General features: G+C 39.9%; 21 protein-coding genes. All 21 read right to left on the bottom strand.

Going from position 1 to position 20,161, the window contains the following annotated elements:
• Positions 1–96 precede the first annotated feature (96 nt).
• Positions 97–402, bottom strand: coding sequence for a DNA-directed RNA polymerase subunit beta (locus NSQ62_RS02500; RefSeq protein ID WP_341322354.1), 306 nt, complete (start codon positions 400–402; stop codon positions 97–99).
• A 41-nt stretch (positions 403–443) separates the two neighbouring features.
• Complete coding sequence (locus NSQ62_RS02495) at positions 444–1,283, bottom strand: flagellar hook-basal body protein (RefSeq protein WP_341322353.1); 840 nt, start codon at positions 1,281–1,283, stop codon at positions 444–446.
• A 106-nt stretch (positions 1,284–1,389) separates the two neighbouring features.
• Positions 1,390–2,229 (bottom strand): flagellar hook-basal body protein, encoded by an 840-nt coding sequence (locus NSQ62_RS02490; protein WP_341322352.1) that lies wholly within the window; start codon positions 2,227–2,229, stop codon positions 1,390–1,392.
• A 78-nt stretch (positions 2,230–2,307) separates the two neighbouring features.
• Positions 2,308–3,303, bottom strand: a complete 996-nt coding sequence (locus NSQ62_RS02485; protein ID WP_341322351.1) for a rod shape-determining protein — start codon at positions 3,301–3,303, stop codon at positions 2,308–2,310.
• 192 nt (positions 3,304–3,495) lie between these two features.
• Positions 3,496–3,774 carry a sporulation transcriptional regulator SpoIIID gene (locus NSQ62_RS02480; RefSeq protein ID WP_341322350.1) on the bottom strand — a complete coding sequence of 93 codons (279 nt, stop codon included), beginning with the start codon at positions 3,772–3,774 and terminating at the stop codon, positions 3,496–3,498.
• Positions 3,775–3,864: 90 nt separating this feature from the next.
• Positions 3,865–4,512 (bottom strand): M23 family metallopeptidase, encoded by a 648-nt coding sequence (locus tag NSQ62_RS02475; protein ID WP_341322349.1) that lies wholly within the window; start codon positions 4,510–4,512, stop codon positions 3,865–3,867.
• A 49-nt stretch (positions 4,513–4,561) separates the two neighbouring features.
• Positions 4,562–5,356: a stage II sporulation protein D gene (gene spoIID / locus NSQ62_RS02470; RefSeq protein ID WP_341322348.1), complete on the bottom strand. Its 795-nt coding sequence runs from the start codon at positions 5,354–5,356 to the stop codon at positions 4,562–4,564.
• Positions 5,357–5,610: 254 nt separating this feature from the next.
• Complete coding sequence (gene murA / locus NSQ62_RS02465; RefSeq protein ID WP_341322347.1) at positions 5,611–6,909, bottom strand: UDP-N-acetylglucosamine 1-carboxyvinyltransferase; 1,299 nt, start codon at positions 6,907–6,909, stop codon at positions 5,611–5,613.
• A 374-nt stretch (positions 6,910–7,283) separates the two neighbouring features.
• Positions 7,284–7,532 (bottom strand): DUF1146 family protein, encoded by a 249-nt coding sequence (locus NSQ62_RS02460; protein ID WP_341322346.1) that lies wholly within the window; start codon positions 7,530–7,532, stop codon positions 7,284–7,286.
• Positions 7,533–7,711: 179 nt separating this feature from the next.
• Positions 7,712–8,119, bottom strand: a complete 408-nt coding sequence (locus NSQ62_RS02455) for a F0F1 ATP synthase subunit epsilon (protein ID WP_341322345.1) — start codon at positions 8,117–8,119, stop codon at positions 7,712–7,714.
• A gap of 23 nt (positions 8,120–8,142) precedes the next feature.
• On the bottom strand, positions 8,143–9,558 hold the full coding sequence (atpD, locus tag NSQ62_RS02450) for a F0F1 ATP synthase subunit beta (RefSeq protein WP_341322344.1): 1,416 nt from the start codon (positions 9,556–9,558) through the stop codon (positions 8,143–8,145).
• Between the two features lie 49 nt (positions 9,559–9,607).
• Entirely contained in the window at positions 9,608–10,465 is an 858-nt protein-coding gene (atpG, locus tag NSQ62_RS02445; protein WP_341322343.1) for an ATP synthase F1 subunit gamma, read from the bottom strand.
• A 98-nt stretch (positions 10,466–10,563) separates the two neighbouring features.
• Positions 10,564–12,072 carry a F0F1 ATP synthase subunit alpha gene (gene atpA, locus NSQ62_RS02440; RefSeq protein WP_341322342.1) on the bottom strand — a complete coding sequence of 503 codons (1,509 nt, stop codon included), beginning with the start codon at positions 12,070–12,072 and terminating at the stop codon, positions 10,564–10,566.
• A gap of 29 nt (positions 12,073–12,101) precedes the next feature.
• Positions 12,102–12,638: a F0F1 ATP synthase subunit delta gene (locus tag NSQ62_RS02435; RefSeq protein ID WP_341322341.1), complete on the bottom strand. Its 537-nt coding sequence runs from the start codon at positions 12,636–12,638 to the stop codon at positions 12,102–12,104.
• Positions 12,635–13,156 carry a F0F1 ATP synthase subunit B gene (gene atpF / locus NSQ62_RS02430; RefSeq protein ID WP_341322340.1) on the bottom strand — a complete coding sequence of 174 codons (522 nt, stop codon included), beginning with the start codon at positions 13,154–13,156 and terminating at the stop codon, positions 12,635–12,637. Before atpF ends, NSQ62_RS02435 begins: the two co-directional genes overlap by 4 nt.
• A gap of 164 nt (positions 13,157–13,320) precedes the next feature.
• Positions 13,321–13,545, bottom strand: coding sequence for a F0F1 ATP synthase subunit C (gene atpE, locus NSQ62_RS02425; RefSeq protein ID WP_341322339.1), 225 nt, complete (start codon positions 13,543–13,545; stop codon positions 13,321–13,323).
• Positions 13,546–13,620: 75 nt separating this feature from the next.
• Positions 13,621–14,346 (bottom strand): F0F1 ATP synthase subunit A, encoded by a 726-nt coding sequence (gene atpB, locus NSQ62_RS02420; RefSeq protein WP_341322338.1) that lies wholly within the window; start codon positions 14,344–14,346, stop codon positions 13,621–13,623.
• 30 nt (positions 14,347–14,376) lie between these two features.
• Positions 14,377–14,748, bottom strand: a complete 372-nt coding sequence (locus NSQ62_RS02415; RefSeq protein ID WP_341322337.1) for an ATP synthase subunit I — start codon at positions 14,746–14,748, stop codon at positions 14,377–14,379.
• Positions 14,749–15,365: 617 nt separating this feature from the next.
• A complete protein-coding gene (wecB, locus tag NSQ62_RS02410; RefSeq protein WP_341322336.1) occupies positions 15,366–16,481 on the bottom strand; it encodes a UDP-N-acetylglucosamine 2-epimerase (non-hydrolyzing) in 1,116 nt (371 codons plus the stop codon).
• 725 nt (positions 16,482–17,206) lie between these two features.
• On the bottom strand, positions 17,207–17,836 hold the full coding sequence (gene upp, locus NSQ62_RS02405; RefSeq protein WP_341322335.1) for a uracil phosphoribosyltransferase: 630 nt from the start codon (positions 17,834–17,836) through the stop codon (positions 17,207–17,209).
• A gap of 106 nt (positions 17,837–17,942) precedes the next feature.
• Positions 17,943–20,030: a GGDEF domain-containing phosphodiesterase gene (locus NSQ62_RS02400; protein WP_341322334.1), complete on the bottom strand. Its 2,088-nt coding sequence runs from the start codon at positions 20,028–20,030 to the stop codon at positions 17,943–17,945.
• Positions 20,031–20,161: the final 131 nt, after the last annotated feature.

The following is a 20,161-nucleotide window of genomic DNA, read 5'->3' as shown; positions in this document are numbered from 1 at the left end:
TGTAGAAAATAGTTCCTACAGCCAATCTACCACAAAATATCTTTAAAAAAGGAATGCGCAAAGGGATTGCACAAACTAATATCCATGGCAATCCCTTTACTGTTTCCCACTCATAATATCAAGTAGATGCTGCCAAGTGCTCCACTTTAGGGCGTCCGCAGAATCCCCGCCGCCAAGCACACTATAACCAACTGTAATGCCGATTGATCCAGCCGCTATAAAGAGTGCTACTACTAGAATCACACGTAGCCAAATGGGAATGAGACGAAGCTGTACCCAGCGGACAGGCGGATCGTTCGTTGGCTCAGGCGTTGGCGGTTGCTGCTCTTGCTTTCGTCTGAAGCCACGTCTCGTCTTTTTAATTGTCGGCTGTACTGCTTGTCGTTCAAACTCATTTGTCATCGCTTTTTCTCCCTTAATACCAAGGCGTAATTGATAAATGCCTAGCGAATCCCGTTAATTAGTCCGAGCATTTGATCTGCAATCGAAACCGCGCGCGTATTGAACTGATATGAACGCTGCGCTTGAATTAAGTTGGTCATCTCTTGTGATAAATCAACGTTCGACATTTCAAGTGCTCCTTTTTGGATGCCTACTTGACGATTCGCCCCTTGTAAATTTGTTAAAATTTCAGCCTCTGTATAGTCAAGCTCATCTAAGTTTTCTGGTAAGCCAATATACGTACCACCTTGTAGGCTTTCCATTACTTGTGGCTTTTGCAGTGACGTCACAGCTAATTGGAAACGCTGCGGCTGACCATTTGCATAGTTCACGACTAATGTACCGTCTGCGTCCATCGTAAACTGTGTCGCATTATCCGGGAATGTAATGGCTTGTCCATTTGCATCGGCTACGTGATAGCCATCACTATTAACAAGCGTAACAATTCCTGGCTCGGTTGGCGTTACATAAAAGCTACCATTACGTGTATAAGCTGTACGTGTTTCACCCGCATCATTTTGCATTAGGACGTTGAAGTATTGATTTTTTGTTGTTAATGCAAAGTCTAGATCACGCTCTGTCACTTGAATCGAGCCTTGGTTTTGGTTCGATTGGATTTGACCGATTTGTGCTCCCACACCATAACGAATGCCTACTGGTGTATTACGTACAGTTTTATCGTATTCATCATTATTAAACTGTTGATAAAGCATCTCTGTAAAGTTAGCTTGCTGTGCTTTATAACCGTGAGTATTACTGTTCGCGATATTTGTACTAATATTGTCTAATTGACTTTGAACTTGTGACAGCGTATTTGTTGCTGTAATCATTGTACGTAGCATAAACTAGTTACCTCCCTATTATACGTAAACTCGCCGCTGAATGAAAATAATTGCTCATAGTCCATTTTTACTCGGCGATATTGCGTGTGGATTTGGCTAAACGAAATTAGACACGTCCGATTTCATTTACAGCTTTATCCATACTCTTATCGTACGCTTGTAATACTTTTTGGTTGGCTTCGAATGCACGGTAAGCTGTCATAAGTTCTGTCATTGCTCTTGCGGCATCTACATTAGAACCTTCTAAATATTGGTGCTGCATCGAGAATTCCACGCCCGCTTGTCCGTAAGCTGTAGGTAAGTCTACACCATCTAGCGTATTGTAAAGGCCGTTATCTCGCTTTACTAATACGTCTGGGTTATTTGAAAATGCTACGCCTAATGTCCCAACCTGTGCATTATTTTCATCAAAAATAGCACCTGTTGAATCAATGCGGATATTATCGTTTGCAAATTGCATACGATTGCCGTTTGCATCTAGCACGAATAAGCCCATTGGATTTACTAAGTTACCTTGGCCGTCCATTGTGAAGTTCCCGTTACGCGTGTAACTTTCTGTGCCATTTTCGTTTTCTAAACGGAAGAATACTTGACCTGCATTACCCGATGTTTCGTCTGTTGGCAGATTGCCATTAATCAGCGCCACGTCTGTCGTTAAACCTGTTGAAAAAATTTGTCCCTGTGCTTGGTCTGGCATTGTTTCTTGTAAGTATACACCTGCGTTTAATGCGCCGATTGTATCTAATTTTTTTAGTGCAAAGCCTTTTTCAGTTGGGATATTCGTCGAGCCAACTGCTGACATAAGCATATCTGGAAACGAGCGAATTGTCGTTTGATCTGATTTGAAACCAGGTGTACTGGCATTCGCCATATTATTCGTTAAAATTTCTGTCTTACGTTGTTGTGCAACCATTCCTGTTGCTACTGTATAAAACCCTTTAAACATGCACTTCACCTCTAGTTACGTCATATTTCATATATATCGGTAAAATTCATTTGAATGTTAGGTTATCAGCTAGTTCAGTTATTTATTACTAACTGCTCGGTCAATATTATCTAACATCACACCTGTTCCGATTGCGACACAGTCCATCGGGTTTTCAGCAATAAATACCGGGACTTTTAATTCTTCAATTAACAATTGGTCGATACCGTGTAGTAACGCCCCACCGCCTGTTAAAATAACACCACGGTCAATAATATCTGCCGATAATTCTGGTGGTGTTTTTTCAAGCACGTTTTTCGCCGCTTGTACGATCATGCTTACTGATTCACGCAGGGCATGCTCGATTTCTTCTGAATGGATTTCGATTGTGCGTGGTAAACCAGTTACCATGTCACGGCCACGAATGTCCATTGATTCTTTGCGACTACCTGGGAAAACCGTACCGATTGTTGTTTTAATATCCTCTGCCGTACGTTCACCGATTAGTAGCTTGTATTCTTTCTTTATGTATTGCAAGATGTCATTGTCGAATACGTCGCCTGCGATTTTGATTGATTCACTTGTTACGATATCACCCATTGAAAGGACCGCTACGTCTGTCGTACCACCGCCGATATCAACAACCATATTGCCGCTTGGTTGGAAAATATCCATACCTGCGCCAATTGCTGCTACTTTTGGTTCTTCCTCTAGATACACCTTTTTACCGCCTGATTTTTCAGCTGCTTCGCGGATTGCTTTTTGCTCGACTGACGTAATATTTGTCGGACAGCAAATTAAAATACGTGGCTTCGATAAAAAGCCCTTTAAATCTAGTTTATTAATAAAATGCTTTAACATTGCTTCTGTTACATCGAAATCTGCAATCACGCCGTCTTTTAACGGACGAATTGCCACGATATTGCCCGGTGTACGCCCTACCATTTGACGTGCCTCTTCACCTACAGCTAGCACTTTTCCACTCTTTTTATCAATTGCCACTACAGAAGGCTCATTTAATACAATGCCCTTCCCCTTCACGTGAATTAACACGTTTGCAGTACCTAAATCTATCCCAATATCTTTAGAAAACATGTTTGTTAGTCTCCTTCCAGCGATTTCAACATGTATACGATTCATATGCCTCTTTATCTAGCTTATTTTATCATATACCCTACTGAATTACATCTATAATTATGGTAGACAATTTCCTTTACTTTGGAATTTATAGGGATTTTAAGTTGTTGCGGATTTGCTAAAAAAATCAAAAATGTCTAGTGAGCTTACTTACTCGCTAGACATTACTGTTGCTTGTATTGGTTTTTCTAGCCATTTTTTGCGTGTTGCTTCACCACCTCGCAAATGTCGAATCGACTTGTTATAGGCGAGTAGTTCCTGCACTTGTTTGGCGAGTGGTTCATTTACTTGTACGAGTCTTTCTGTTAAATCCTTATGCACCGTGCTTTTTGAAAATCCCGTCTTACTCGCTAGTGCACGTACCGTTCCACCTTTCTCCACAAATAGCTCCCCCAATCGAACGCAACGTTGCCGAATATGCTCGTGCACGTTCTCTTCCTCTCTTTAAAATGTATGAAGAGTGTTTAGTTCTTATTGGTTCACCATATGTGTCGAGTCTTGCGTTTATTCGGGATTACATTAGAACGCTAAAAACTTCCTTGGATTCACAAGAACTCCATTTTCTAGAACTTCAAAGTGCAAATGGATGCCTGCCGCTTCATTCCATTCATTTTCCTGTGATTTGGCGATTGGCTCTCCTTGCGTTACTTTGTCGCCTTCTTTTACTAAAATATCTGCAACGGAGTTATAACGCGTTTCCATGCCATTTGGATGTGTGATTGTAATTTGATTACCTGTAAAGACGTCCATCTTCACTTTTGTCACCTCGCCACTCATCGCAGCGACCACTTCGAACGGCTCACTATTAATCGCAATCGTTACACCTGTTGATGTTGTAAACACTTGGTTGAATACTAAAAGTGCATTTTCTCGTGTTGCTTCGTCGGCTGTGACATCATAAAATTCATGTAAGATGGCCACTTCATTTAACAATTCCTCTTTAAACGGATATTTCAATGTTTCTAGCTTTGTTGCGGTTGGCAAAATGGTTTCTTGATTGGTTGCTGGTTGCTCTTCTAATGCGACCTGATCCTGTTGACTATTGTACAAAGCGTTGTAGCTCAAAATTACGCCGACAATCATCAATGCAATACTGCTATAAACAACCGGCCAAAACCACGGTCGCTCCATCAGTTTTTGAGAAGGCTTTCGTTTAACTTCTCTCATGTTCATCACCTCAAGAAAAAGTGTGGACAGGAAGTACCGAAGTTAAACATCATTTTTCACAATAATCAAAAGTTTGTAGGTTTGTATTCGGATAATAGTGCGCCAAAATATCTTCAGCGGTTGCGCCTCTTTGTGCCATCGCATTTGCACCCTCTTGACTCATCCCTACCCCGTGCCCATAACCAAGCGTAGTAATTTGGATACCCGCTGCTGCCTGCTCCCACATGAAATGTGTTGACCGTAAATTTAAGTATTCCCGGATTTCTCGCCCAGACCATGTTTTACCTGCGATTGTAACGGACTCTATACGCTCAGAACTGTTCTTTAGGATTTTGGCTTGTTGATACTCTTTGGCTGTAAAATTTTGTTGTAGCTGCGTATTTAGCTCGTTATAGGAGAAGATAAGTTGTTGTGGTTCAAGTAGCTCTGATGTCGGTACCGATTGCAAATAAGGAAGAACATTGTCGCTATAATTTTGTGCGGATTCTGTTTGTTTGTAGGAGGATGCATGAAACATGGCGGTGATGAGTTGATCTTGATAGGTCAGTACTTGCTGCTTGGTTTCGTTTACGGCTTGCTCGAGCTTTTGTTCATTTTGCGCGAAAGCGGCTTGCCACTTTTCTTCGCGCATTTGCTGATCATTAAATACTTGATGCGCTGTTGTTGCGCTGATGGCAGTTTGTCCATTGTTAGTTTGCTTCAATACATATGTCCTCGCCGCGATTGCCTGAGCTTTTAGCGCTTCTTCATGAAAACTAGCCGGCATTTCTCCCGCAAGCACACCGATTAAATAGTCTTCTATCGGAATCGATGTGTCATTGATCGAAATGAATAGCTGGCACATGTTTTCGAATGGTTCCTCCATCTGTTTTGATGAATTCGGTAGTTTTTTTAGCATAAAAAGCGGAATAACGAATAAGCTAAGTAACAAAATAGAAAGTAGAATTTTTTTCATGAGACAGTGTATGTTTTTCTCATCTGAATATACATTGTACGTGATTTAGATTTTAGGGAATTCACCATAGTCCTATTTTCTACATAAAAAGCACCCACTACCTCAAATTCTGTGAGGGAATGGATGCTCCTGAAATTCTAGTATTATACCGTTACAATTGTTTCTTCTACAACTTCTTCAGAATCAACGCGTTCGATATTCGCACCTAGGGCAGCTAATTTTTTGTGGAAGTCCACGTAGCCACGGTCTAAGTGATGTAATTTTGTTACTCGTGTTACGCCTTCAGATACAAGACCAGTTAAAATAAGCGATGCTGCTGCACGTAAGTCTGTTGCTGATACTTCCGCACCTTGTAAGTTTTTACCGCCTTCAATAAATACTGAGCGACCTTCAATTTTCGCATCGGCATTCATGCGACGGAACTCTTCCACATGCATAAAGCGGTTTTCAAATACCGTTTCTGTGATAATACTTGTGCCTGTTGCCGTTAACATTAACGCCATCATTTGTGATTGCATATCTGTCGGGAAGCCTGGGTGTGGCATTGTTTTAATGTCCACAGCTTTAAGTGGATCCGTAGCACGTACACGTAACCCTTCGCCTTCTTCGATGACTTCAACACCCATTTCACGCATTTTAGCAATCAATGCTGTCATATGCTCAGGTACTGCGTTTTCGATGAATACGTCACCACGCGTAATTGCTGCTGCCACCATAAACGTTCCGGCTTCAATACGGTCTGGAATAATATAATGCTCGCAACCTTTTAATTGTTTTACACCTTCAATACGAATTGTGTCGGTACCTGCACCGATAACACGACCACCCATCGCATTAATGAAGTTCGCTAAATCTACAATTTCAGGCTCTTTTGCAGCATTTTCAATAACTGTAGTGCCCTTCGCTAAAGCTGCTGCTGTCATAATGTTTTCAGTCGCCCCAACACTTGGGAAGTCTAAATAAATTTCAGCACCTTTCAGTACGTCTTTTACTTTTGCTTCTACATAGCCATGGCCAAATGAAATTTCAGCACCCATTGCTTCAAAGCCTTTTAAGTGTAGTTCGATTGGACGTGAGCCGATTGCACAACCGCCTGGTAATGCTACACGAGCATAACCGTTACGCGCTAGTAATGAACCCATTACTAAAATCGATGCACGCATTTTACTAACAAACTCGAATTGCGCCTCGCTTGAAAGCTCCATTGACGTATCGATGATCATTTCGTTTTGTTCTACATTATATTCAACAAGTGCATTTAAGCTTTTTAATACTTCATTAATTGTACTTACATCTGCTAAGTTTGGTACATCTTTAATAATATTTTTATCTTTTGAAGCTAATAGAGACGCAGCTAAAATTGGTAATACAGCATTCTTCGCACCTTCGACGCGCACATTGCCTTTTAGCGTTTGACCCCCAGTAACAATAATTCTCTCCACAATTCGTCCCTCCGAATTCGATTCTCATATAATGAATAAATGAATAAGTTCAATTAATTTTTATCATGTTAAAACTTCATTTGACTGTTATTTCTCACACAAAAACATACTACATAAAAAGGTGCGCTTATTCAAGCACCCAAATCACTATTTTAAGCTAATTTTATAGAAATAGCTATTATTTTATAATACGCAGCGCAGGTAGTTAATGTGAATAGACAGAATTTCACAGAAAAGTATCATCTTTAATTAACTACCCCGACTTTGTAAGATGGCAAACGTATACTATTTCCTAGGAAATTTTATTTCTTGTAGTGAAAAACAAGTGATTATTCCCCACTACAAGAAATAAATAGCACCGTTTATTTCCTGTATTAATTGAAGATATAGGGAATTGTTCGTGACCAGCTTAAAAAGTTAAGAAAAAAATCTGCTGCTGCCGATCCAATGACAAGACTCATTAAAATATAAAACAATTGAATTTGAAAGGTTTTTCCCTTTTTAAATAACTGCTCAAGATGTAGTCCCTGCAATGCATATAGGGCCATGCCAATAAAAACAATATAGGCAATAACGTTCATTAATGCCTGCTGCCCTGCTTCTGCTACTAAATCCAAGTCCATCCTCTCCATTCACAAATCGTGTCAAACATATTAATATAACCACAAAAGACGTCCAATGTCAAAAAATGCATATGTGAAGGGGTGGCGCGAATACCTAAACACTGCTAAAACACCAAAATCCTATATTTTCTGACATACTAAAAAAGTGGGCAGATTGCTCTGCCCACTTTAAATTTAAATTAGATATTACCCTCTTGAACGTTGATACGATTCAACGCACGTTTTAACGCTAGTTCAGCACGTTGGAAATCGACGTCATCTTGTTTCTTTTGAAGGCGACCTTCAGCACGAGTTAATGCTTCTTTAGCACGTGCAACATCGATTGTTGAAGCAACTTCAGCAGAAGGAGCTAAAATCGAAATTTTATCAGGACGTACTTCAATGAAACCGCCGCTAATTGCTGCAAGATCAAAAGTACCATCCGCTTTTTTCAGCTTCACCGCACCAATTGTCAGTGGAGCAACCATAGGAATATGGCCAGCAAGGACACCAATTTCACCTGAAGTTGTTTTAGCGATAACCATCGTTACCTCTGAATCGTATACTGGGCCGTCGGGAGTGACAATATTGACTGTAACTGTCTTCATATTTTTACCTCCTCGTCAGCTAATTAAACTTGTACGCCCATTTCTTTAGCTTTCGCTACTACTTCATCAATAGAACCAACTAAACGGAAAGCATCTTCTGGTAAGTGATCCCATTTGCCTTCAAGGATTTCCTTGAATGAACGAACAGTTTCTTTAACAGGTACATAAGAACCTTTTTGACCAGTGAATTGCTCCGCTACGTGGAAGTTTTGAGATAAGAAGAACTGGATACGACGAGCGCGTTCTACAGTTTGTTTATCTTCATCAGATAACTCATCCATACCTAAGATGGCGATGATATCTTGTAACTCACGGTAACGTTGGATTGTACGTTGAACTTTAGTTGCGATCGCGTAGTGTTCTGGACCTACGATTTCTGGTGATAATGCACGAGAAGTCGAAGCTAATGGGTCAACCGCAGGGTAGATACCCATTTCAGATAATTTACGCTCAAGGTTAGTTGTTGCATCTAAGTGGGCGAAAGTTGTAGCCGGAGCCGGGTCAGTATAGTCATCGGCTGGTACGTAGATCGCTTGGATAGAAGTTACAGAACCTTTAGTCGTAGATGTGATACGCTCTTGTAATTTACCCATTTCTGTAGCAAGTGTTGGTTGGTAACCTACCGCTGAAGGCATACGACCTAATAGGGCAGAAACCTCAGAACCTGCTTGAGTGAAACGGAAGATGTTGTCGATGAATAAAAGTACGTCTGCACCTTGCTCATCACGGAAGTATTCTGCCATTGTTAAACCAGATAAAGCTACACGCATACGTGCGCCAGGTGGTTCGTTCATTTGACCGAATACCATCGCAGTTTGTTTGATTACGCCTGAATCAGTCATTTCGAAGAATAAGTCGTTACCCTCACGAGTACGCTCACCTACACCAGCGAATACTGAGATACCAGCGTGCTCTTGTGCGATGTTGTTGATTAATTCTTGGATTAATACTGTTTTACCTACACCGGCACCACCGAATAGACCGATTTTACCACCTTTGATGTAAGGTGCTAATAAGTCTACTACTTTGATACCTGTTTCAAGGATTTCTACAGTAGTTGATAATTGATCGAATGTTGGCGCTTCGCGGTGAATTGAATCACGTCGAACGTCAGCAGGAATCTCTTCGCCTAAGTCGATAACTTCACCAAGTACGTTGAATACGCGACCTAATGTAGCATCACCAACTGGTACTGAGATTGGTGCTCCTGTGTTTGTTACTTCTGCTCCACGTTGTAAACCGTCAGTAGATGACATGGCAATCGTACGAACAGAATCGTCACCTAAGTGTAGCGCTACTTCTAATGCAAGAGTAGTTGGCTCTTCGTTAGGACGTTCGATTGTAACTGTTAATGCGTTATAAATTGCTGGTAATTCACCATTAGCAAACTTTACGTCTACTACTGGACCCATTACCTGAAGAACGTGTCCTTTGTTCATTACTGTGTACCCTCCTATCGTATTCTTATACGACGTTGGTGAGTGCCGCCTATTCTAAGGCTGCAGCTCCACCAACGATTTCTGTAATTTCTTGTGTAATCGCCGCTTGACGTGCACGGTTGTATTGTAGAGAAAGATCTGCAATAAGGTCGTTTGCATTGTCTGTAGCGTTTTTCATTGCTGTCATACGCGCTGAATGTTCACTCGCTTTTCCGTCTAATAACGCGCCGTAAATTAAGCTTTCTGCATATTGAGGTAATAATACTTCAAGAATTGCTTCGCCTGATGGCTCGAATTCATATGCAGCTTTGCTTGTTGTAGGTGCAATATCAGTTAAAGGAAGAACTTTTTTCACAGTCACTTCGTTAGCGATTGCTGATACGAAGTGATTGTAGTACATATAAAGTTCATCATACGTACCTTCAGTGAACATACCAACAGCTTTACGAGCGATTTCTTTAATATCAGCAAATGATGGTTGGTCTGGTAGAGCAACTACATCTGCGATAACGTTGTGTCCACGCTTTACAAAGTAATCACGAACCATACGTCCTACCGCTAATACTACGTACTCGTCTTTAGACTTGTGACGTTCATTAATTGTGTTCTGAACTTCACGTAAAATGCTTGAGTTGTAAGCACCTGCTAAACCACGGTCAGAACCGATAACTAAGTAAGCTGTTTTCTTTACAGGACGAACAGTTAACATTGGATGTCCGCTGTCTTTTGTACCTGATGCGATTGCGCCTACTACGTCTTGGATTTTTTCCATGTAAGGTACGAAAGCCTTAGCGTTTTGCTCTGCACGACGTAATTTCGAAGATGAAACCATCTGCATCGCTTTAGTAATTTGTTTCGTTGACTTTGTAGAGTTAATACGACCTTTAATTTCGCGTAAGTTTACCACTGGTATTTCACCACCTTTTGATTTTTATCAAGTTCTTAAAAAGAGATGCTCAGCTTTTCACGCATGCACGAAGCACACGTGAAAAAACTGTTCAATTCTTACTCTGATTTAGCGAAAGTTTTTTTGAATGCGTTAATAGCTTCGATGTACTCAGCATCTGGAGCAAGTTCTTTAGTAGTACGAACGTGATCTAAAACGTTTGTGTGGTTTGAATCTAACCAGCTTAAGAATTCACCTTCGAAACGAACGATGTCTTGTACTGGAATATCATCTAAGTGACCTTTAGTTAATGCATATAGGATCGCTACTTGTTTTTCAACTTTTAGAGGTTTGTTTAAGTCTTGTTTTAACACTTCAACTGTACGTTTACCACGCTCTAATTTTGCAAGTGTAATTGCGTCTAAGTCAGAACCGAATTGAGCGAATGACTCTAACTCACGGAATGCTGCTAAGTCAAGACGTAATGTACCAGCTACTTTTTTCATCGCTTTAATTTGAGCAGAACCACCTACACGTGATACTGATAAACCGGCGTTGATTGCTGGACGTACACCAGAGTTGAATAAGTCAGATTGTAAGAAGATCTGACCATCTGTAATAGAAATTACGTTTGTTGGGATATATGCAGAGATATCGCCCGCTTGCGTTTCAACGAATGGAAGCGCCGTAATAGAACCGTTTTTGTAAGTTTCATTTAACTTCGCTGCACGCTCAAGTAAACGTGAGTGTAAGTAGAATACGTCACCAGGGTAAGCTTCGCGACCTGGAGGACGACGTAATAATAATGAAAGTTCACGGTAAGCTGATGCTTGTTTAGTTAAGTCATCATACACGACTAAAACGTGTTTACCCTCTAACATGAACTCTTCGGCCATAGATATACCAGCAAATGGTGCTAAGTATAATAATGGCGCTGGTTGTGAAGCTGATGCAGTTACAACGATTGTGTAATCTAAAGCACCGTGCTTACGTAAAGTTTCAACTACACCACGTACAGTTGATTCTTTTTGACCAATTGCAACGTAGATACAAATCATATCTTCGCCTTGTTGGTTTAGGATTGTATCGATTGCTACCGATGTTTTACCTACTTGACGGTCACCGATGATTAACTCACGTTGACCACGACCAATTGGAACTAAAGCGTCAATCGCTTTAATACCTGTTTGTAATGGCTCATGTACTGATTTACGTGCCATTACACCGAAAGCTGGGCTCTCGATTGGACGACTAGTAGTTGTGTTGATTGGACCTAATCCATCAACTGGTTGTCCAAGAGGGTTTACTACGCGACCGATAAGTGCGTTTCCTGTTGGAACTTCCATAATACGACCTGTACGACGAACTTCATCGCCTTCTTTGATGCCAAGGTAGTCTCCTAAAATTACGATACCAACGTTACCTTCTTCTAGGTTTTGTGCCATACCCATAACACCGTTAGAGAACTCTAAAAGCTCTCCAGCCATGGCGTTGTCGAGGCCATGAGCACGAGCGATACCGTCACCAACAGTGATAACTGTACCTACTTCGCTTACTTTTAATTCCGATTGATAACCTTCAATCTGCTGTTTAATCAGACTGCTGATTTCTTCAGCTTTGATGCCCATGTATGTTCACCTCTCACATTTCTTAAGATTTAACCAACTAATACTTTCTTTAAGTCCTCTAGCTTAGAAGCTACAGTGCTGTCGAAGATATAGTTGCCGATTTGAACGCGTACGCCACCAATTAATGACGCATCGATAATGTTTGTAATATTAAGTGTTTCTTTACCTACTAATTTACCGAAAGCAGCAGAAATTTCTGCACGCTCATCAGCTGATAATTCGCGAGTAGAGAAAACTTTTGCATCTGCAGCACCTTGAGCAGCGGCTGCTAATGCTTGGAACTGTTCAGCAACAGCTGATAATTCGTTTAAACGTTTCTTTTCGATTAAGAATTGAATCATGTTTACAACGATTGGCTGTGCACCAGTTAAGATTTGAGCAATAAGCTCTTTTTTGCGATCAGCAGAGATTTTAGGAGCTGTAAGTAATGCCATAAACTCATCGTTAGTAGCTAATACTTCTTTGATCTCTTTAAAATCCGAACCTACTTCAGTAAGTAAGTTTTGCTGAGCAGCTAATTTAAAAATTGCTTGAGCATAGCGATTTGCTACAGTCGATTGACTCATTTCGCTTCGCCTGCCTTCGCAATCGTTTCTTTAATTAATGCGCTGTTGTCTGCTTCTGAAATTTCTTTTCCAAGAACTTTAGATGCAGCAAGAACTGATAATGAAACCACTTCTTCGCGTACCGCAGCGATTGCTTTTTCTTTCTCTGCTTCGATATCACGAACAGCAGATTCTTTTAGACGGTTAGCTTCAGCGCGTGCAGCTGACACGATTTCCTCGCGAGATGCTTCGCCTTGCTTTTTAGCGCCTTCTAAAATAGATTGCGCTTCTGTACGAGCTTCTTTAAGAAGGCTCTTTTGTTCTTCTAATAGTGCTTGCGTTTCTTTCTTAGCTTTTTCAGCAGCATCAATACCGCTAGCAACTAACTCTTCACGCTCGCGCATGATACCCATTAAAGGACCCCAAGCGAACTTTTTAAGAAGTGCCATTAAACCTAAGAAAATAACTAATGTAGCGATAGCATCACCTAAGTTGATGCCAGTAGCGCCTGCACCTAATACAAGATGGTCTAAAAACACGATTGTTTCACTCCCTTCAAGAGCTAAATAAAAATCTATATTTGTAAAACTTTTACTTTCATGTTAAAAAACGAAAAAATAAGGATGTTCCTTATTTATACAAAAGCAATGGCGAAGGGCTCTTTGAAAAGTCTTCTTCGCCACTGTAAATAGCCTGTTAAAGACTATTGATTCATTACGATGAATGCTACTACTACTGCGATGATCGGTAATGCTTCTACTAACGCAACCCCGATGAACATTGTAGTTTGTAATGCGCCACGTGCTTCTGGTTGACGAGCGATACCTTCTACTGTTTTTGAAACGATAAGACCGTTACCAATACCTGCACCTAGTGCTGCTAAACCGATTGCGATTGCTGCTGCTAATAAACCTAATGAACCTGTCATGATAAAATATCCTCCTTGGATGTGTTGTTTTTTTTGTTCAAACTACTACACTACATTGAATGCGGTAATTTATAATTAATGGTCTGTACTCACTTTGTGAGCCATGTAAACCATCGTTAACATAACGAAAATGAAAGCTTGGATAAACCCGATGAAAATCGAGAATCCCATCCATGCCATTGTCGGTACGATTGCACCTACGAAGCCTAAAATACTTGCGCCTGCTAAACCACCTAGTAAACCTAGTAAGATTTCACCGGCATAAATGTTACCGTAAAGACGTAGACCAAGAGTTAACGTATTTGCGAACTCTTCGATAATCTTTAATGGGAACATGAATGACATTGGTTGGAAGAATGTTTTAGCATAACCACCTGTACCTTGCATTTTCACGCCGTAGTACTGTGTTAATACTAAAATCATTGTCGCTAATGTCATCGTTACGACTGGGTCAGCTGTTGGTGATTTCCACCATAAATCTGTTCCGTACAAGATCCCACCCATTGGTAAACCAAGTAAGTTAGATACGGCAATGAACATAATTAATGTAATCCCTAGAATGTGGAAGCGACCGCCAGTTTTCCAGTCCATGTTACTTTTAATAATTCCCTTCACGAAATCCATAATCCATTCCATGAAGTTTTGCATACCAGTCGGTTTTAAAGCGAGTCTTCTTGTTGAAATAACCGCGATTAAAAATACGATGATTGCTGCTACTAAAAGAGTTAACACTGTAGATAAGTTGAAAGTAAGCGTCATAAAGCTTAAATCCAAGTGTAGCTCTGGAGCTGTATGATCCATTTCTGCATTCACCTCTCTTTCAAATGCACATTAGTGGCGTCTCGATAGATGTACGATTCTTTCTATTACTACAAAGATGTACGGAATCATGAGCCCAATGACCGTGCTTATTAAGTGAAAATATTGTGGCAACGATATTGCGATTGCGACTGCGGCAACACCAGAAAAAAAGCGATATGCCATTCCGATAGATGGTGCTCTTGTCCCTTCACTCATGGAACGGTCAAATTTTTCCATACGTCGAACTAATATCCAAAAGTTATACGTACCAAAGAACGCACCCAGGGCAATACCAGCAAATATCGAATCATACGGCGAAAATCCCCAGCCTAAAGCACAAATAGCAAGCAAAAAAAAGAACGCCTTTTTCTGCATAGCGAAAGTGTGATGCAAATCTAGCATTGGCAATTAATCTCCTGAAACATTTTTTCGAGTAAAGAAAGTGTTCATCGACCATTAAGTGAATTTAAGTTGTAGTAAATGCACTACAAAATTAGAGGCCGTTACAAGTACTAAACAATGATCACTTCGTCAATTTTCATCACGAACTTCTCATTCATTTCATACCTCTAAATGACTCATAATCTTGCGGACTTAATCCAGACGCATAAAAAACGTTGCAAATTGACGAGCCGAATTTCAACTGTCAATCTAGTAGAAACTTGATATAACAAGTGTTTCAACGTCTTTTAACTAGACGAAACCCTCATCATTCTTACCCTTTGTAAGCATACAATAGGGGGTTTTTGATGTCAATTGCTAATGGTGAAAAACTTCACACAGTTAGAGTCCTCGTCAAATTGTTGACAAATTTGTGTATACTTATACATAATTTTTATCCACTATTTTTCACTAACGTTAAAATCCGCTATTTTACGCATTTTTTCTGTTTTCCAATTATTTGGTTGTGATTGAAATTTTTTTTTCGTAGCAAAATAGCAGATTCAACTATTGACAACAAATTTTATTTAATTTAGTATCTAGTATTTTCCTAAAAAACATTTTTTCAATAAATCGTATTATTTTTGAGCGAATTTTAATAATGCTTCTACAATTCGCTCTGAGGCAAATCCATCACCGTACGGATTCGATGCGTGTGCCATTTTTTCATACTCTTCTTTATCCGTTAATAATTCTTTTGCCATTGTATAAATGACTTCTTCGTCCGTGCCTGCAAGTTTTAATGTCCCTGCTGCAATACCTTCTGGGCGTTCAGTTGTATCACGTAGTACAAGTACTGGCTTACCTAGTGACGGCGCTTCCTCTTGTACCCCACCTGAATCCGTTAAAATCATAAACGAACGTGCTGCGAAGTTATGGAAATCAAACACCTCTAACGGCTCAATTAAATGAACGCGTGGGTTGTCCCCTAAAATTTCGTTTGCCACTTCACGCACTGCTGGGTTCATGTGTACTGGGTAGACAACTTGAACATCTTTATGCTCTGCGAGTAAGCGCATAATCGCACGGAACATGTTGCGCATTGGTTCCCCTAGATTTTCACGACGGTGTGCTGTTAGTAAAATCATGCGATCCGTACCCATCTTTTCAAGTACTGGGTGACTATAGTGTTCACTAACTGTCGTTTTTAATGCATCGATTGCCGTATTTCCTGTAACAAAAATCGCTTCGTCAAGTTTATTTTCTTTTAATAGGTTTTCACGTGACTGTTCTGTAGGAGCAAAATGTAGGTCAGCCATTACCCCTGTTAGTTGACGGTTCATTTCTTCTGGGTACGGTGAATATTTTTGACCAGTACGTAAGCCCGCTTCCACGTGCCCAATCGCAATTTGGTTGTAAAATGCCGCTAAGCTTCCGACAAATGTTGTTGCTGTATCGCCATGTACTAACACGATATCCGGCTTTGCTTCTTTCATGACACGGTCTAAACCGATTAGTGCGTTTGTCGCAACGTCAACTAATGTTTGACGATCCTTCATAATGTTTAAATCATAGTCTGGTGTAATCTTGAATGTTTCAAGCACTTGGTCAAGCATTTGACGGTGCTGTGCTGTTACGGTAACGATAGATTCAATTTTGTCTGTGTGCTTCCCTAGCTCTAACACAAGCGGCGCCATTTTGATTGCTTCTGGGCGTGTACCAAAAATGGTCATTACTTTATATTTGTTTGTCATGATGAGTCTCCTTTTAAATAAAATTAGCATCGTATATAATTAAGCTTTGAATTGATGGGCTACGGCATGACCGCATTATGGCCACGTGGTACATGTCCATACTACTGTTCTTTAATGCCGTTTGCGAGGCCCACCAATACAAAATGTTGCTATCGTCATAAGGTTAAGAGCGCAAAACCAAGCCGTTGCGCTAACGCGAGGCGGCGGATATTGACTAATCATAAATATTATTTATAGTACTGCCATATAATGCAGCGCTTTACATGTAATAGTTCTATAAGAAAAAGTGTTTGTTATTTAAATTTTTTTATAGAGGTATACTTTATATTCAAGTAGAGTTGTGCGGAGCGAAGGCGGCGACTCCCAGGGAATTAAGCGTGCGCGGAAAATTAGGTTGCTCCTGTCGCTATCGCTTTCGTCGCAAAGCTTTTTGTCAAAAACTTTGGAGCCACGCCCCCAGGAAAGCGTCCGCCGCAGCGTAGCACAATGGATTATATTAAAACTTACTCTATAAAAAAACGCCCGCACATTTACGGGCGTTCTTTTTATTATTAAAAAATTATAAAATATCGCATATAGACTAACTTTGCATGAAGTATTGTCTACGTCTAGGTTAAAGCGCCAGCTACTCGAGGCACTTCAGAAGTCTCTACGCGTGACAAGCACGCTAGGAGCCTTCTTCCAGTGCTTTTCGCAGCTAAAAGGGCGCTTTAGCGCTTTTGTTCTTATTTTGTACCGAATAAACGGTCACCAGCGTCACCTAAGCCAGGTACGATATAACCGTGATCATTTAATTTTTCATCTAGAGATGCGATGTAAATATCTACATCAGGGTGAATTTTTTGAATTTCTGCTACACCCTCTGGAGCTGCGATTAAGCACATGAATTTAATGCTTTTTGCGCCACGTTTTTTCAGTGAGTTGATTGCCTCTACTGCTGAACCACCAGTTGCTAACATTGGGTCAACAATGATGAAATCACGCTCTTCCACATCTGCTGGAAGTTTCGCATAATATTCTACTGGTTTTAATGTTTCTGGGTCACGGTAAAGACCGATGTGACCTACTTTTGCAGCAGGAATTAATTTTAATACGCCATCTACCATCCCGATACCAGCGCGTAAAATTGGCACGATGGCAATTTTCTTACCTGATAGGACTTTTGCTTTCGCTTTTGTAACCGGAGTTTCCACTTCGATTTCCTCTAATGGTAAATCACGTGTAATTTCGAAAGCCATTAATGTTGCGACTTCGTCAACTAATTCGCGGAATTCTTTTGTTCCTGTTTCTTTATCTCGAATATAAGTTAACTTGTGTTGAATTAATGGGTGGTCAAATACGTATACTTTGCTCACGTTGACATCTCCTAACTGTTTTTTATCTAAACCAGTATAACAGAAAAGAATATTATCGAAAACTATTCTACGGATGTTTTTTCTTTCTTCACAAAGATGGCAACATTCACTTACTTTTTTCACGTTCCACGTCAATTAACTTAGATGCTTGATCGATTGGGAGTGGTTTTGAATAATAATAACCTTGAATGCCATCGCAGCGAATTGCTTTTAAAATTTCCAGTTGTTCTTTTGTTTCGACCCCTTCTGCAATCACATCCATCTCCAGTGTATGGGCAATGTCAATAATCGCTTTGACAATTTTCTGCGTTGCAAGCTCATCAATTTTCATAATAAAGCTTCGGTCAATTTTCAGCTCATTAAACGAAAACTTTTGCAAATAGCTTAGCGAAGAATAACCAACACCAAAGTCGTCGATACTTGTCACAATACCAAGAGTCTGTAACTTATTAATAATTTCATTCGCTCTTTCGAAGTCGAAAAGCCCCATATTTTCAGTTACTTCAATAATTACATACTTCGGATCTGCGTAATATTTTGTAAGTAGGTGTTTTAAATTTTGTATAAAGTGCGGATGATAAAAATGATCCGGCGAAACATTCACCGCCACAGGGACAATACGCTTACCGTCATATTGGCGCTGTTGCTGCCACGTGAACACCGTTTCAAGAATATGCAGTTCTAAATCTTTAATCAATCCTGTATTTTCAGCAAGTGCAATAAATTCCACCGGTGAGACAAAGCCAAACTCTGGCGAAATCCAGCGTGCTAACGCCTCGACACTGGCGATTTTTTCGTTATAAACTGCATATTTCGGTTGAAAATACGCGGTAATTTCCTTGTTCTGAATGGCACTTTTCAAATGATTTAATAGCATCATTTCTCGCCCTAATATATCATCATAGCGTGACGTATAAAATTCCGTATGGGCCCCGTGAATTTGGCGTGCCTTAGCTAAGGCATACTCGGCAAAGCGAACAACATCATGCACAGTTGTATTTGCATCAAATGGTGCAATGCCTACTTTCAACGTTATATGTACTTGCTGATCAAAAATAAAAAAGGAATCCTTCACATCATCACTTAGCCTCGTTTGCTGATGAAGTAATGTTTGAAAATCGATTGGGGTAAACATGATCAGCGCAGAACTCGTAAAACGGGCAATTAAACTATCTTCAGACGCCTTCGATAAACGCTGCCAAAGCTGCCTTAATAACTCTTCTCCTGCTGGTCTCCCGTAAAGCCCTACTACATTTGAAAATTCTCCTGCCTTAATAATTTTGACAACGCCAATTTTACCCTGTTGCTTAAATCGTTTTAATTGCTGAACAAATTCATCGTAGCTTGGCAGATTCACGACATGATCTTTCGTTTTTAAGGCTTCGATTTGCTGTTCATACATCGAGATTTTATCTAGAAGTTGTACAATCTGCGTTAGTTTTTCTTGAAAGCGTCCGTCCAACATTTCAATCGTTCGCTCTGCATTCATGTAAATTAGAAAATAACCGATTGCTTCTTGCTCTTTCGTATAAATAGGCAAGAAATAACTCTCATCATAGCCATTCTGTTGTGCAAAGTATTTTGTCAGTTGATGTAACGCTAAATCCTTTAAACCTTCTCCTTGCATTTGAAGATGCTGATTACGTTCCTCTTCCGTAATCATGGACGTTTCAAAATCTTGAAAGCTGCGAGAAGTAATAAGTGGCACAGACTCTTTTTTTGTATACGTGAACGTCATCATGACATCGTGCAAGCATTCCATTTCTGTGCAGATCTTTTGAATTTTATTTTCAAAACTCGTTTCTAAAATAATGATATCATTCGTCGTAGCTGTAAATAGACCCGACGTATTAGAATCCAGTGGCGTCAAGATAATTAGATAATATTGCTTTTCTAATAGGATGGGGACACTCTGAATTTGAACACAGATTGGTGACTGATCTTGACGTTTATATCGGACTTTCATTGAATCGTCTGTTTTATTAATGATCATCTGAAGAAATCGTTGTTGCTCTGCAGGTTGGAGAATAAAATGTTCTAATATATGTAACGATTGCTGCAATGTTTGGTGCGAATCTAAATGCTCTTCATCTACAATGTGAAATGTTTCATCAATCATGATGAAGGTTATTTGTAATGGTGGATTGCCGATATTTTTTATTCTTTCAATATAGTTTACAATCGTTTTTCCCATAGTTCCTCCATCTTTTATTTATTATTACGCGTATTACTTAAAAATTCTATCAAATTTATCATAATGGACATCATATGTATATTTCAACATAAATAAGTAATATAATCCAAAAATACAAGTATTTTAGAACT

It is taken from the genome of Solibacillus sp. FSL H8-0523, assembly GCF_038051985.1.
In the GTDB taxonomy this organism is placed as follows: Bacteria; Bacillota; Bacilli; order Bacillales_A; family Planococcaceae; genus Solibacillus.
This window is presented reverse-complemented; position numbering and strand designations above follow the sequence as displayed.

What these genes read in the sequence shown, in the direction of transcription:
- atpA (WP_341322342.1), bottom strand. Translation starts at nt 12,072, where the DNA reads ATGGGCATCAAAGCTGAAGAAATCAGCAGTCTGATTAAACAGCAGATT.
- NSQ62_RS02475 (WP_341322349.1), bottom strand. Translation starts at nt 4,512, where the DNA reads ATGAGAGAAGTTAAACGAAAGCCTTCTCAAAAACTGATGGAGCGACCG.
- NSQ62_RS02485 (WP_341322351.1), bottom strand. Translation starts at nt 3,303, where the DNA reads ATGTTTTCTAAAGATATTGGGATAGATTTAGGTACTGCAAACGTGTTA.
- NSQ62_RS02435 (WP_341322341.1), bottom strand. Translation starts at nt 12,638, where the DNA reads ATGAGTCAATCGACTGTAGCAAATCGCTATGCTCAAGCAATTTTTAAA.
- NSQ62_RS02500 (WP_341322354.1), bottom strand. Translation starts at nt 402, where the DNA reads ATGACAAATGAGTTTGAACGACAAGCAGTACAGCCGACAATTAAAAAG.
- NSQ62_RS02490 (WP_341322352.1), bottom strand. Translation starts at nt 2,229, where the DNA reads ATGTTTAAAGGGTTTTATACAGTAGCAACAGGAATGGTTGCACAACAA.
- NSQ62_RS02415 (WP_341322337.1), bottom strand. Translation starts at nt 14,748, where the DNA reads ATGCTAGATTTGCATCACACTTTCGCTATGCAGAAAAAGGCGTTCTTT.
- wecB (WP_341322336.1), bottom strand. Translation starts at nt 16,481, where the DNA reads ATGACAAACAAATATAAAGTAATGACCATTTTTGGTACACGCCCAGAA.
- atpD (WP_341322344.1), bottom strand. Translation starts at nt 9,558, where the DNA reads ATGAACAAAGGACACGTTCTTCAGGTAATGGGTCCAGTAGTAGACGTA.
- spoIID (WP_341322348.1), bottom strand. Translation starts at nt 5,356, where the DNA reads ATGTGCCAGCTATTCATTTCGATCAATGACACATCGATTCCGATAGAA.
- atpE (WP_341322339.1), bottom strand. Translation starts at nt 13,545, where the DNA reads ATGACAGGTTCATTAGGTTTATTAGCAGCAGCAATCGCAATCGGTTTA.
- atpB (WP_341322338.1), bottom strand. Translation starts at nt 14,346, where the DNA reads ATGGATCATACAGCTCCAGAGCTACACTTGGATTTAAGCTTTATGACG.
- NSQ62_RS02455 (WP_341322345.1), bottom strand. Translation starts at nt 8,119, where the DNA reads ATGAAGACAGTTACAGTCAATATTGTCACTCCCGACGGCCCAGTATAC.
- NSQ62_RS02400 (WP_341322334.1), bottom strand. Translation starts at nt 20,030, where the DNA reads ATGGGAAAAACGATTGTAAACTATATTGAAAGAATAAAAAATATCGGC.
- NSQ62_RS02460 (WP_341322346.1), bottom strand. Translation starts at nt 7,532, where the DNA reads ATGGACTTGGATTTAGTAGCAGAAGCAGGGCAGCAGGCATTAATGAAC.
- NSQ62_RS02495 (WP_341322353.1), bottom strand. Translation starts at nt 1,283, where the DNA reads ATGCTACGTACAATGATTACAGCAACAAATACGCTGTCACAAGTTCAA.